This window comes from Rhodanobacter caeni (genome assembly GCF_039523575.1).
In the GTDB taxonomy this organism is placed as follows: Bacteria; Pseudomonadota; Gammaproteobacteria; order Xanthomonadales; family Rhodanobacteraceae; genus Rhodanobacter; species Rhodanobacter caeni.
Map to the genome: position 1 here is coordinate 112,737 of NZ_BAAAFO010000001.1, position 13,121 is coordinate 125,857.

Genomic DNA, 13,121 nt, shown 5'->3' on the forward strand with positions numbered 1-13,121 from the left:
CCCCTTTCATCCAAGGAGCCGCCATGCTTTCCGCCTTCGGTCTCAATTGCACACTCAAGACCGGCAACGAGCCATCGTCCACCCAGAAGCTGCTCGACCAGGTGCTGGAAGCGCTGCAGGGCTACGGGGTGACCACCGCCAGCGAGCGCGCCGTCAACCACGACATCAAGCCCGGCGTGAAGACCGACCAGGGGCCGGGCGACGGGTGGCCCGCGCTGCGCAAGCGCATCGATGACGCCAACATCTTCGTGCTGGCCACGCCGATCTGGATGGGCCAGCCATGCAGCGTGGCCAAGCGCGTGTGCGAACGCCTCGATGCGGTATTCGGCGAGATCGACAAACACGGCGTGTATCCCACCTTCGGCAAGGTCGCCATGGTCTGCGTGGTGGGCAACGAGGACGGCGCCCACCACGTCACCGCCGAGATGTATCAGGCGCTGGCGGACGTGGGTTTCAGCATCCCCGGCGGCAGTTCCAGCTATTGGGTGGGCGAGGCGATGCACAAGACCAACTACCAGGACCTGGACGAAACGCCGAAGGCGCTGGCCGGTGCCATCAAGACCCAGGCCTGCAACGCGGCGCATCTGGCGGGGCTGCTGCAGGGGAGTCCGTATCCGCCGACGAAGTAGGAGGAACTTCGCGGGAAAAATCCGCGCCGCAGGCGGCGAACCCAACCAAGCCACCCGAATGCCCGCGATGTCCATGCACAGTTGGCTGCGCATGGACGTTACCCTCAAGCCCTTATTTACCGCTGGCCTGCGCGGCCTTCGCCGCCGATTTCGCGTCATTGAATTGCCAAGCCGGCTTGCCCTTGCCATCGAAGTTGAGTTGCGCGTGCGGCAGGTTGTCCTTGCCGTAGACCTGCATGTGCACCTCGTCCGCTGTTGCACCCAGTTCGAATGCGGGCGCCTGCACCTTGTCGTCGGCATAATTCACGATCAGACCGGCGAAACCGTCTCTGTCATCGACCATCATGCCGATGGCGTCGCTGAGCGGCGCCGCACGATCCAACCCGATCACCGCGCGGCCCATGCCCAGAAAAGCCATGCCGCCGCGCTCGTTGCCCTGTTTGTCGAACAGCGCCATGCCGTAGTTGTCGCCATCGCCGATGCGCTTGAGGGTCTTGCCGCCGACCACCGGGGCTGGCATTTGCCCCACGGCCAGGCGATCGGCGCCGTTCTTGCCAAGAAAGATAATGCTGTCCGACGCATCGTCCTTGCGCGTTCGGTCCTTGCTTGCCGGTACCGGTGCGCCGATCAGGATGCGGTCGTGTCCCTGCGCATCGGTGATCACCAGGCCTTGTGCCCGGAGAATCGGATCCGGTTTGGTCGGTGTATCCGGCTTGCGCAGCAACGACACGGCAGCCAGTGCAATCACCGCAAGCAGGGCGATGATCACCAAAATGCGCAAACGCGCCACTTCACGTTGCAGGCGATTCCAGTCTTCCACGCGGACATCGGTCTGTTCGGACATGCGTTGTCTTCCTTTTTGGGTGGGGAACTGCGCAGGTCAGCGAGCGACATGTCGCGGAACGCATGCGCAGCGTCGAAGATTACAGCGCGGGGAAACGCGCACACCAGTTGGGAACATCGGCTAAATCGACGATGGCGTAGAGTGGTCGCTTGGCGGAATCCCGCCGGGAGAGGTCTGGTGAAGAAAGAAGATGAAACGCACATGCAGATTGTTTCCGCGGATATCAGCTCGGAACTGCTGACCGGAATGGTGATCTTCCGACCGCACTGCGTATCCCGAGTTGGGCGCAACGTGGGCGACGTGAGCAGGAAGGGCAACTGGTACGCCTTGCGCCCCGGTGAGGTGCGCAGCTTCGCGCGGGCGCTGCTGGACGCGGCCGACGCGCTGGATCTGAAGGCGAAAACCTTGCAGGCGGCCAAGACGGTAGCCTGATTCGCGGTGCGGCGAATGGGATTTGAGCGATGCCGCGCCGTCGGCGCGTCGGCCATCACGCGGTGGTCGGCTCCGACCGCCGTCCCGAGGAAGCGAAGCGCGCCCGGTAGGCGCCGGGGCTGACGCCCAGCTTGCGGCGGAAATGATGGCGCAGCGTGATCGCGCTGCCGAAGCCGCATTCGCCGGCGATGGCGTCGATGGACAGCGACGAACCTTCCAGCAATTCCCGCGCGCGATCCACCCGCGCCGCGATCAGCCAGTCCGCCGGGCTGGTGCCGGTGACCTGCTTGAAATGGCGCATGAAGCTGCGTTCGCTCATCGCCGCCATCGCGGCCAGCTCGGCGATCGGCTGGTGGCTGGCCAGCCGTCGCTGCATGTGATCGATCACCCTGGCCAGCGCGTTGGCCTCGCGCTTTGCCACCGGACGCTCCACGAATTGCGCCTGGCCACCGTCGCGGTGCGGCGGGATCACCAGCCGCCGCGCCACCTGGTTGGCCACGTCGGGGCCGTGGTCGCGGCGCACCAGGTGCAGGCACAGATCCAGCCCCGCCGCGCTGCCGGCGGAGGTGAGCAACTGGCCTTCGTCCACGTACAGCACGGCGGGGTCGACCTCGATGTGCGGATACCGGCGTTGCAGTGCCTCGGCGTAGCGCCAGTGCGTGGTGGCGCGCCGCCCATCGAGCAGGCCGGTGGCGGCCAGCACGAACGCGCCCGAGCAGATCGTCAGCAACCGCGCGCCGCGCGCATGCGCCCCGCGCAAGGCGTCCAGCACGCGCGGGGGCACCGGCACGTCGATGCCTTTCCAGCCCGGGAGGATGATGGTGCCGGCGTCGGCCAGCCGCTCCAGCCCCGCGTCTGCCGTTACTCGCATGCCGTATTGCCCGCGTAGCGGGCCGCGCTCGGCGGCACAGGTCTCGAAGCGGTACCAGCCGGGCTGCAATTCGGGTCGTGGCAGGCCGAAGACCTCGGCCGCGCAGGCGAACTCGAAGCCGCACAAGCCGTCGTAGACCAGCGCGGCGACCAGTGGGTTGGGCAACGTTCGGCGCCGACGGGAGATTGGCATGATCTGATCGTAGCGTGGCGTTTTCGCCAATTGTGCACAGCTCGGCGCAACCGAACAATGAGCCTCCATTCCATCGAGGCACACCCATGTCGAACGCCGTCACCCGGATTCCCGCCGCGCCGTCCACCCAGGCCTTGCAGCATTTCGAAGCCGCCTTCACCTTCGAGACCGATTGCTGGGATGTGCACGACGCCATGCAGCAAGACGAGCCCGGCTTCGTCCTCATCGATGCCCGCAGCCCGGCGCACTACCAGCGCGGCCATGTGCCCGGCGCGGTGAACATCCCGCACGGCAAGATCATCGCGTCGCGGCTGGCGACGTACCCGGCAGACACCTTGTTCGTGGTGTATTGCGCCGGCCCGCACTGCAACGGCGCGGCACGCGCCGCCGTGCGCCTGGCCCAACTGGGGCGACCGGTGAAACTGATGGCCGGCGGCATCACCGGCTGGGTGGATGAGGGTTTCGAGCTCGCCGCAGGTGCCCAGGATGATTGAGCGGCCGCTGCGTGAGGGCGTCGCCGTGAGGCCGGTTCGACCGGACGACATGGCCGCGCTGGTGGCAATGTGCGACGAACACGCACGGCACGAAGGCACACCCTACCGGCGCGCGGGCAAGGCCAGGGCTCTTTCGAAGGCGCTGTTCGCCGCGACGCCGCGCGTGCACGGCTGGGTGGCCGACGCGGCCGGCGAGTTGGTGGGCTATGCCACCGCCGCGCCGGAATTCTCGACCTGGCAGGGCGGCGAATTCCTGCACATGGATTGCCTGTTCGTGCGCGAGGGATGGCGAGGCCACGGCACCGGCGCCGCCTTGTTGCAGGCTGTCGGCGATTGCGCCCGTCGTTGCGGTTGCGCGCAAATCCAGTGGCAGACCCCGGCATGGAACGAGGACGCCGCGCGCTTCTACCGCCGTGCCGGCGCGGTGGAAAAACCCCGGCGGCGATTTTTCCTGCCGGTGGCGTGAGCCGCGGTGAGCGCTGCCCCGCCGCTCAGCGGCAGCGGTTGATCGCGTCGCGCAGCGCGATCGCCGCGTTGCGTGCGGCGATGGCGAAGTCCTGGTCGTTGCCGGCGTAGATGATGCCGCGGGAGGAGTTGATCATCAGGCCGGTGCCGTCGGCGGTGCGGCCGGCGCGCATCACCGCTTCGATGTCGCCGCCCTGCGCGCCGATGCCAGGCACGAGCAACGGCATGTCGCCCACCAGCGCACGCACCCGGCGGATTTCCTCGGGCCAGGTGGCGCCGGTGACCAGGGCGCAATTGCCGTGCGTGTTCCAGTCGCGGGCGATGGTTTCGGCCACGCGCAGGTACAGCGGCACGCCGCCGCAATCCAGCGCCTGGAAATCCGCGCCGCCGGGGTTGGACGTGCGGCAGAGCAGGATCACGCCCTTGTCGTCGCGATCAAGGAATGGCTGGATCGAATCGCGGCCCATGTACGGGTTCAGCGTCACCGCGTCGGCACCGTAGCGGTCGAACGCCTCGGTGACGTAGTGCTGTGCGGTGCTGCCGATGTCGCCACGCTTGGCATCCAGGATCACCGGCACGCCGGGATGGCGCTGGTGGATGTGGGCGATCAGGCGCTCCAGCGCATCCTCGGCGCGCAGGGCGGCGAAGTGGGCGATCTGCGGCTTGAACGCGCAGACCAGGTCGGCGGTGGCGTCGACGATGGCGCGGCAGAAGGCGAACACCGCGTCGGGCGCGCCCTTGATGTGTGCGGGGAATTTCGCCGGGTCCGGATCGAGCCCCACGCAGACCAGGGTGTCGTGCTGGCGCCAGCGTTGCTTCAGGGCGTCGGAAAAGCGCATGGTCGGCTCTCGAATCGGCGGGGCGGCCGCCCATTTTAGCGGCTGGCGGGATTTTTCGTTTATCGTCGGCGGGCGCATTCTGTCGGGAAAGTTTGAACCGTCATCCCAGCGGACGCTGGGATCCAGCGCCTCGATAACGCGCGAAGGCACTGGATTCCAGCGTTCGCTGGAATGACGGGCAAAAAAACTTACCCAGGACAACCACGGTTCGAGGAATGGCTCATGACACACGACGTTTCCACCCACCGCCGCCGCTTTCTGCGTGCTGCCGCCACCGCCGCCGGCATGGCGCTGATCAACCCGCTCGCCGCGCGAACCGGCGGTGGCTCCGGTGGAACGCCAACGCGCGCCACGCTGAAGCTGGGCACGCCGGTCACGGGCCGCACGGTGCCCTCCGGCCTCATCGGGCTGAGCTTCGAGACCTTGCAAATGCAGGAGAAGGGCTATTTCTCGGGGTCGAACAAGGCGCTGATCGGCCTGTTGCGCCGGTTGAATCCGCAGGGCGTGTTGCGCATCGGCGGCAATTCCAGCGACTACTCGGCGTGGAGCGGTTACACCGGCGCGCTGCCGCCGTTCGAGCAATTGCCGCATGCGGTGTTCAGGCGGCCGTACATGGTCACGCCCGAGCAGCTCGCGAACCTGGCCGGCTTTCTCGACGCCACTGGCTGGCGGCTGGTGTTCGGCGTCAACCTGCGCCGCGGCACGCCCGAGATGGCGGCCGAGCTGGCCGAGGCGGTGCAGCGCGCGGTGGGCGATCGGTTGCAGGCGATCCAGATCGGCAACGAGCCCAGCCTGTACAAGCACGCCGACGGCAGCGCCTTCAGCTACCAGGAGTACCTGGCGTCGTGGCGCAAGACCGCAGGGGCGATCCGCCAGCGGGCGCAGGTGCCGATCGCCGGCCCCGACACCAGCAACGACGCCGACTGGGTGCTGAAGTTTGCCCGCGACGCCGACGACATCGTGGCGCTCACGCATCACTACTATCGCGGCGGCGCGCCGCAACCGACGACCACGGTGGCGCAGATGCTGGCCGGCGATCCCGCCTTCATCGACGAGGCGAGAAAGGTCGCCACGGTGGCGGCGGCAAAGAAGCTGCCGTTCCTGCTGACCGAAGCCAATTCCTATTGGGGCGGCGGCAAGCTGGGCGTCAGCAATACGTTTGCCTCCGCGTTGTGGGGCGGCGATTTCGCGCTGGCCTGCGCGCAGGCCGGCGTGGACGGCATCAATATCCACTCCGGCACGCTGTCGGTACTGGAGGCGTCGCTCGACAAGAACGTGGCGGCGGCGCCGAAGGGCGCCAGCTACGAGCAGCGGCTGGATGCGATCAGCGGTCGCTACACGCCGATCGCCGGCACGGCGGGTGAAGGTTTCTACGCCCGCCCGCTGTATTACGGCTTGCTGCTGGCGCGGCAGTTCGCGGGCGCCGGTTTTGTCGACGCCACGCTCGGCGCGAACGGCGCCAATCTCACTGCCTACGCGGCCGACCGCGGCGCCCAGCGCCTGCTGGCGGTGTTCAACAAGGACCTGCAGCGCGACGTGGAGCTGCAGGTGGATTTCGGACGTGCGGGAAGCTCGGCCAAGGTATGGCGGCTGCGCGCGCCGAACATCGACGACGTGCACCACACCACGCTGGCGGGCGCCGCCGTGGGGCATGCGGGCGAGTGGTCGCCAGCTTCCGACGAAACGCTGCGGATCGATGCGGGGCAGGGTGTGTTGTCGCTGCCGCGCGGCAGCGCTGCGCTGGTGACGGTGGGGGCCTGAAACGAAAACACCCCGCCGCGGCGGGGTGTTTCGCTCTTGGGGATGGCTCCCTCCCCTGCGCGCAGGGGAGGGTTGGGGAGGGGTTCGCTCTTGATCTTCCCGCCAGCTCGGACAACCCCCTCCCAGCCTCCCCCTGCGAGCAGGGGGAGGAGCAGGAGTCTCACGCCAGCTTTTTGTACTTCACCCGCTTCGGGCCCGCGTCGTCGCCCAGGCGGCGCTTCTTGTCGGCTTCGTACTCGTTGTAGTTGCCGGGGAAGAACTCGACGTGCGAGTCGCCCTCGAAGGCGATGATGTGGGTGGCGATGCGGTCGAGGAACCAGCGGTCATGCGAGATCACGATCGCGCTGCCGGGGAACTCCAGCAGCGCGTCTTCCAGCGCGCGCAGGGTTTCCACGTCCAGGTCGTTGGAGGGTTCGTCGAGCAGCAGCACGTTGCCGCCCTGCAGCAGGGTCTTGGCCATATGCAGGCGGCCGCGCTCGCCGCCGGACAGGCTGCCGACGATCTTCTGCTGGTCGGTGCCCTTGAAGTTGAAGCGGCCGATGTAGGCGCGCGACTGGATCTCGAAGTTGCCGATGGTGAGGATGTCCGAGCCGCCGGACACTTCCTGCCACACGTTGTTCTTCGGGTCGAGCGCGTCGCGCGACTGGTCGACGTAGGCCAGCTTGGTGGTGTGGCCCAGCTTGACCTCGCCGGAATCGGGCTGCTCCTTGCCCATGATCATCTTCATCAGGGTGGACTTGCCCGCGCCGTTGGGGCCGATCACGCCGATGATCGCGCCCGGCGGCACCTTGAACGAGAGATCCTCGATCAGCATGCGGTCGCCGAACGACTTGGTGACGTTCTTGAACTCGATCACCTCCTGACCGAGGCGCTCGCCGGGCGGGATGAAGATTTCATTCGTCTCGTTGCGGCGCTGGTAGTCGACCGAGTTCAGCTCCTCGAAGCGGGCCAGGCGGGCCTTGCCCTTGGACTGGCGGCCCTTGGCGGCCGAGCGCACCCACTCCAGCTCCTTGGCGATCGCCTTCTGGCGCGACTTCTCCTGGTTGGCTTCCTGCTTCAGGCGCTGATCCTTCTGCTCCAGCCACTCGGTGTAGTTGCCCTTCCACGGGATGCCGCGGCCGCGGTCGAGTTCGAGGATCCACTCGGCAGCGTTGTCGAGGAAGTAGCGGTCATGGGTGACCGCCACCACGGTGCCGGGGTAGTCGTGCAGGAACTTCTCCAGCCAGTCCACCGACTCGGCGTCGAGATGGTTGGTGGGCTCGTCCAGCAGCAGCATGTCCGGCTTGGACAGCAGCAGGCGGCACAGCGCCACGCGGCGCTTCTCGCCGCCGGAGAGTGGGCCGACCTTGGCGTCCCACGGCGGCAGGCGCAGCGCGTCGGCGGCCACTTCCAACTGGCGCTCCAGCGCGTGGGCGTCGTTGGCGGCCAGCACGTTTTCCAGCTTCTCCTGCTCCTTGGCCAGCGCGTCGAAATCGGCGTCCTCCTCGGCGTAGGCGGCGTACACCTCTTCCAGCCGCTTCTGCGCGTCGAGGATCTCCGAGACGCCTTCCTCGACCACTTCGCGCACGGTCTTTTCAGGGTCCAGGTTCGGCTCCTGCGCCAGGTAGCCGACCTTGGTGCCCGGCTGCGCGCGCGCCTCGCCCTGGAAGTCGGTGTCCACGCCGGCCATGATCTTCAGCACGGTGGACTTGCCCGCGCCGTTGACGCCGAGCAGGCCGATCTTGGCGCCGGGGAAGAAGCTGAGCGAGATGTCCTTGATGATCTGCCGCTTCGGCGGGACGATCTTGCTGACCCCGTTCATGGTGTAGATGTACTGCGAGCTCATGCAACCTCCGAAAGCGTGCGCCGCGCCACCGACAGGCGACGCGGAAAGGGGAATTCGTCAAACCGCACATTATAGCGGCTTGCGCCATCGCGCCGATGAACCCGCGCGAAGCCACCGGCCGGTGGCCGCAAAAGCACGGCAGCGCTACAATTTCCGGCTAAATCCCGCCACCACCCTGCCGAGGCCAGAATGTTCCCCAAGGACTGCACGATTGCCGGTTATGACGACGAACTGGCCCAGGCCATCGCCGATGAAGGCCGGCGCCAGGAAGATCACGTCGAGCTGATCGCCTCGGAGAACTACGCCAGCCCGCGGGTGATGGAAGCGCAGGGCTCCAAGCTCACCAACAAGTACGCCGAGGGTTATCCGGGCAAGCGCTACTACGGCGGCTGCGACTACGTGGACGTGGCCGAGAAGCTGGCCATCGACCGCCTCAAGCAGCTGTTCGACTGCGACTACGCCAACGTGCAGCCGCATTCGGGCTCGCAGGCCAACCAGGCGGTCTACCTGGCGCTGCTGCAGCCGGGCGACACCATCCTGGGCATGAGCCTGGCCCATGGCGGCCACCTCACCCACGGCGCCAAGGTCAACGTCTCCGGCAAGCTGTTCAACGCCATCCAGTACGGCGTCGACGAGAACGGCCTGATCGATTACGACGAAGTGCAGCGCCTGGCCACGGAGAACCGGCCGAAGATGCTGGTGGCCGGCTTCAGCGCCTACTCGCAAGTGGTGGACTGGGCGCGCATGCGCCAGATCGCCGATTCGGTGGGCGCGCTGTTCTTCGTGGACATGGCCCACGTTGCCGGCCTGATCGCGGCGGGCGTCTACCCCAGCCCGCTGCCGCACGCGCACGTGGTCACCTCCACCACGCACAAGACCCTGCGCGGCCCGCGCGGCGGGCTCATCGTCGCCAAGGGCGCCGGCGAGGAGATCGAGAAGAAGCTGCAGTCGATCGTGTTCCCCGGCATCCAGGGCGGCCCGCTGATGCACGTGATCGCGGCCAAGGCGGTGGCGTTCAAGGAGGCGCTGGAGCCCGAGTTCAAGAGCTACCAGATGCAGGTGGTGAAGAACGCCAAGGCGATGGCCAAGACCTTCATCGAGCGTGGCTACAAGATCGTCTCCGGCGGCACCGAGAACCACCTGATGCTGGTTGACATGATCGGCAAGGACGTCACCGGCAAGGCCGCCGAGGAAGCGCTGGGCAAGGCCCACATCACCGTCAACAAGAACGCCGTGCCGAACGACCCGCGCAAGCCCTTCGTCACCTCCGGCCTGCGCATCGGCACCCCGGCCGTCACCACCCGCGGCTACAAGGAGGCGGACGTGACCGAGCTGGCGAACTGGATCTGCGACGTGCTGGACGCGCCGGAAGACGAGGCGGTGATCGCCACCGTGCGCGGGAAGGTCACCGAGCAGTGCCGCAAGTTCCCGGTGTATGGCTGAGATGCCGGGAATCGGGAATCGGGAATCGGGAATCGGCAAAAGCCGGTTCCCCGCGGGTTTTTGCTTTTATCCATTCCCCATTCCCCATTCCCCATTCCCGTAACCATGCACTGCCCCTTCTGCCAGCACGAAGACACCCGGGTGATCGATTCGCGGCTGACCGAGGACGGCAGCACGGTGCGTCGGCGGCGCGAGTGTCCGCAGTGCGGCGAGCGGTTCAACACGTTCGAGACGGCCGAGTTGAAACTGCCCACGATCGTCAAGAGCGGCGAGCGGCGCGAGACGTTCGACGAGCGCAAGTTGCGGGTGAGTTTCGAGCGCGCGCTGCAGAAGCGGCCGGTGCCCAGCCATGACGTGGACAGCGCCGTGCGCGCGATCATCAACGACCTGCGTCGCAGCGGCGAGCGCGAGATTCCCTCGCGTCAGGTCGGTGAGCTGGTCATGCGCGAGCTGAAGAACCTGGACCAGGTGGCGTATGTGCGCTTCGCCTCGGTCTACCGCAAGTTCGAGGACGTGCACGCGTTTCGCGAGGAGATCGAGAAACTTGAGCGCGACCTGCCGGGCTTGTCCGATCTGCAGTTGCCGCTGCTTGGCGGCGGCAAACCCAAATAGCATGGGCTTCCTGTTTCCCTGCAGGAGCGGCTGTAGGAGCGACTTCAGTCGCGATGCTTTTGCTTTTTACCCCAAAGCAAGAGCATCGCGACTGAAGTCGCTCCTACAGGGGTTTTGGCTTCCGTCAGGTTCTGCCGCGTGATGTTTTCGGCGATCGACCATAAACACATGGCGCATGCCTTGCGCCTGGCGGCGCGCGGCCTGTACACCACCGCCCCGAACCCGCGCGTGGGTTGCGTGATCGCGCACGGTGACGAGGTGGTCGGCAGCGGCTTCCATCAGCGCGCCGGCGAACCGCATGCCGAAGTCTTCGCGCTGCGCGAGGCGGGCCAACGCGCTCGCGGCGCAACTGCCTACGTGACGCTGGAGCCGTGCGCTCATCACGGCCGTACGCCGCCGTGCGCCGATGCGTTGATCGCCTCTGGGGTAGGGCGGGTGGTGGTGGCGGCCGAGGATCCGTTCGACCAGGTCGATGGCCGGGGCATGAGTCGCCTGCGCGCCGCCGACATCACGGTCGAAACCGGCCTGATGCGCGAGGCCGCGCGCGAATTGAATATCGGGTTTTTCAGCCGCATCGAGCGCGGCCGCCCGTTCGTGCGGGTGAAGCTGGCGATGAGCCTGGATGGCCGCACCGCGCTGGCCAACGGCGATTCGAAATGGATCACCGGCGAGGCTGCACGCGCCGACGTGCAGCACTGGCGCGCGCGCAGCTCGGCCATCCTCACGGGCAGCGGCACCGTGCTTGCGGACAACCCCCGGCTCACCGTGCGCCTGGCGGCGGGCTCGCTCGCCTGCGGTGAAGGCGAACGCGTCAAGCCGCTGCGCGTGATTCTCGATCGGCAGCTGCGCACGCCCCCGGACAGTCATGTGCTGGACGCCGCAGCGCCCACGCTGCTGCTGCATGCGGCGGGTACGACGCCCGCCACGACACATGCCGCGCCTATCGAATACGCCAGCGTGGCGGAGCAGGGTGACGTGCTCGACCTGCATGCCGTGCTGGCCCTGCTGGCCACGCGCGATTGCAACGAGGTGCACGTCGAAGCCGGCCCCACCCTGTGCGGCGCGCTGTTCGCCGCCGGCCTGGTGGACGAGTTGCTGCTGTACATCGCGCCGGTGATGCTGGGCGGCGAGGCGGCGCCCTTGATGAAGCTGCCGGCGCTGACCGAGATGGCCTCGCGCTGGTCGCTGCGCCTGCTGGACCAGCGCATGCTCGGCCCCGATATCCGCCTGCGCCTTCGCCCGGCGTGAGTTGCCGCGGCATTGCAGCCGCCCACGTTTCCGCACAAGGAGCCCATCGCCATGAGCAGTGCCCATTCGAAGACCATCCGCTGGGGCATCATCGGTTGCGGCGATGTGACCGAGGTGAAAAGCGGTCCGGCCTTCCAGAAAGTCGAAGGCTCCGCGCTGGTGGCGGTGATGCGCCGCGACGGCGACAAGGCGCGCGACTACGCGCAACGTCACGGCGTGGCCAAGTGGTACGACGATGGCCAGGCGCTGGTCGACGATCCGGACGTGGATGCCGTCTACGTCGCCACCCCGCCTTCCTCGCACAAGCATTACGCGCTGATGGCCATCGCCGCGGGCAAGCCGGTCTACGTGGAGAAACCCTTCGCGGTGGATGCGGCCGAGTGCGAGGCGATCGTGGCCGCTGGCCGCGCCGCCAACGTGCCAGTGTTCGTGGCGTATTACCGGCGCATGCTGCCGCGCTTCCACAAGGTGCGCGAACTGCTGTTCGACGAGCGCGCCATCGGCACGCCGCGCTCGGTGCACCACGTGCACACCGCGCCGCACAACCCGCGCTACAGCGATCCGCAATCCTCGCACTGGCACGTGCGACCGGAGATTTCCGGTGGCGGCCTGTTCGTGGATATCGGCTGCCACACGTTGAACATCCTGGACTGGCTGTTCGGCCCCATCACCCGCGCCAGCGGCCATGCGAGCAACCAGCGCGGCAGCTACCCGGCGGAGGACAGCGTGGCGATGGCATTCGCGTTCGGCAACGGCATGGTCGGCACGGGCCTGTGGAATTTCGACGCGCTGCAGCGGCACGACCTTACCGAGGTGACGGGCGATGCGGGCCGGCTTTCCTTCGCCACCTTCGGCGATGGCCCGATCCGGCTGGAAAACGCCGCCGGCGTGCGCGAGTTCCACATCGAAAACCCGCGCACCATCCAGCAGCCGCTGATCGAAACCCTGGTGGCCGAACTCCACGGCCAACCCGCCGCCTGCCTGGATCTCGCCGCCAGCGGCGTGCGCACCACGTGGGTGATGGACCAGGTGCTGCGCGATTACCGGCGCGCCACGGGGCAGCAGATCGGGCTGTAGCTCGGTGCGCAAGACCCACAGGATTACAGGGCATCGGGCCTTCCCGGGCGATGGTGCTAAACTGCCGCGTCGGCATTTTGCCGGCAGTACGACGTCTTCAGGGCGGGGCGAAATTCCCCACCGGCGGTAGGCCTTTCGAGGTGAGCCCGCGAGCGCTTCCAGTCCTGCTGGAAGGTCAGCAGATCCGGTCCGATGCCGGAGCCGACGGTTGGATGCGGGCAACCGCGTCCTCACAGTCCGGATAAAGAGAAGACGGCACGGCACACGCTTGGCGGCGTGCGCCAGGCCTCATGCCTTGGGGCGTTTTTCGCTTTTTTTCGACGCGGGAAACGTTTCATGAAAACCCTTCAGTCATGGCCTCGCCTCGCCCTCCCGCCGGAGGTGCGCTG

At 67.1% G+C, this 13,121-nt stretch carries 13 protein-coding genes and 1 riboswitch; of the genes, 9 read left to right on the forward strand and 4 right to left on the reverse strand.

Going from position 1 to position 13,121, the window contains the following annotated elements; genetic code table 11:
• Positions 1-23 precede the first annotated feature (23 nt).
• A complete protein-coding gene (locus ABD017_RS00515; RefSeq protein ID WP_343879136.1) occupies positions 24-629 on the forward strand; it encodes a flavodoxin family protein in 606 nt (201 codons plus the stop codon).
• A 112-nt stretch (positions 630-741) separates the two neighbouring features.
• Here the strand turns inward: ABD017_RS00515 and ABD017_RS00520 are convergent, their stop codons facing one another.
• Positions 742-1,473, reverse strand: a complete 732-nt coding sequence (locus ABD017_RS00520; protein WP_343879138.1) for a hypothetical protein — start codon at positions 1,471-1,473, stop codon at positions 742-744.
• 201 nt (positions 1,474-1,674) lie between these two features.
• Here ABD017_RS00520 and ABD017_RS00525 point away from each other — a divergent pair, with 201 nt between their 5' ends.
• Positions 1,675-1,905, forward strand: a complete 231-nt coding sequence (locus tag ABD017_RS00525) for a hypothetical protein (protein WP_343880601.1) — start codon at positions 1,675-1,677, stop codon at positions 1,903-1,905.
• Between the two features lie 55 nt (positions 1,906-1,960).
• Here the strand turns inward: ABD017_RS00525 and ftrA are convergent, their stop codons facing one another.
• Positions 1,961-2,968, reverse strand: coding sequence for a transcriptional regulator FtrA (gene ftrA / locus ABD017_RS00530; RefSeq protein ID WP_343879140.1), 1,008 nt, complete (start codon positions 2,966-2,968; stop codon positions 1,961-1,963).
• An 86-nt stretch (positions 2,969-3,054) separates the two neighbouring features.
• On the opposite strand from ftrA, the gene ABD017_RS00535 reads away from it, so the two are divergent.
• On the forward strand, positions 3,055-3,462 hold the full coding sequence (locus ABD017_RS00535) for a rhodanese-like domain-containing protein (RefSeq protein ID WP_343879142.1): 408 nt from the start codon (positions 3,055-3,057) through the stop codon (positions 3,460-3,462).
• Positions 3,455-3,928, forward strand: coding sequence for a GNAT family N-acetyltransferase (locus ABD017_RS00540; protein ID WP_343879144.1), 474 nt, complete (start codon positions 3,455-3,457; stop codon positions 3,926-3,928). Before ABD017_RS00535 ends, ABD017_RS00540 begins: the two co-directional genes overlap by 8 nt.
• A gap of 25 nt (positions 3,929-3,953) precedes the next feature.
• Here the strand turns inward: ABD017_RS00540 and pyrF are convergent, their stop codons facing one another.
• The gene (gene pyrF / locus ABD017_RS00545; protein WP_343879146.1) at positions 3,954-4,766 is read right to left on the reverse strand and encodes an orotidine-5'-phosphate decarboxylase; all 813 of its coding nucleotides are present in this window, start codon (positions 4,764-4,766) and stop codon (positions 3,954-3,956) included.
• A gap of 222 nt (positions 4,767-4,988) precedes the next feature.
• Here pyrF and ABD017_RS00550 point away from each other — a divergent pair, with 222 nt between their 5' ends.
• Positions 4,989-6,527, forward strand: coding sequence for a hypothetical protein (locus tag ABD017_RS00550; protein WP_343879148.1), 1,539 nt, complete (start codon positions 4,989-4,991; stop codon positions 6,525-6,527).
• 160 nt (positions 6,528-6,687) lie between these two features.
• On the opposite strand, the gene ettA is transcribed toward ABD017_RS00550, so the two are convergent.
• Positions 6,688-8,352: an energy-dependent translational throttle protein EttA gene (gene ettA, locus ABD017_RS00555; protein WP_343879150.1), complete on the reverse strand. Its 1,665-nt coding sequence runs from the start codon at positions 8,350-8,352 to the stop codon at positions 6,688-6,690.
• 189 nt (positions 8,353-8,541) lie between these two features.
• On the opposite strand from ettA, the gene glyA reads away from it, so the two are divergent.
• The 4 genes from glyA (at position 8,542) to ABD017_RS00575 (ending at position 12,732) form a co-directional block, all read left to right on the forward strand.
• Positions 8,542-9,795: a serine hydroxymethyltransferase gene (glyA, locus tag ABD017_RS00560; RefSeq protein WP_343879152.1), complete on the forward strand. Its 1,254-nt coding sequence runs from the start codon at positions 8,542-8,544 to the stop codon at positions 9,793-9,795.
• Between the two features lie 105 nt (positions 9,796-9,900).
• On the forward strand, positions 9,901-10,407 hold the full coding sequence (gene nrdR / locus ABD017_RS00565; protein WP_343879154.1) for a transcriptional regulator NrdR: 507 nt from the start codon (positions 9,901-9,903) through the stop codon (positions 10,405-10,407).
• Positions 10,408-10,575: 168 nt separating this feature from the next.
• Complete coding sequence (gene ribD / locus ABD017_RS00570; RefSeq protein ID WP_343880603.1) at positions 10,576-11,655, forward strand: bifunctional diaminohydroxyphosphoribosylaminopyrimidine deaminase/5-amino-6-(5-phosphoribosylamino)uracil reductase RibD; 1,080 nt, start codon at positions 10,576-10,578, stop codon at positions 11,653-11,655.
• 51 nt (positions 11,656-11,706) lie between these two features.
• A complete protein-coding gene (locus tag ABD017_RS00575; RefSeq protein WP_343879156.1) occupies positions 11,707-12,732 on the forward strand; it encodes a Gfo/Idh/MocA family protein in 1,026 nt (341 codons plus the stop codon).
• A gap of 89 nt (positions 12,733-12,821) precedes the next feature.
• Positions 12,822-12,990: riboswitch (FMN riboswitch) on the forward strand.
• Positions 12,991-13,121 lie beyond the last annotated feature (131 nt).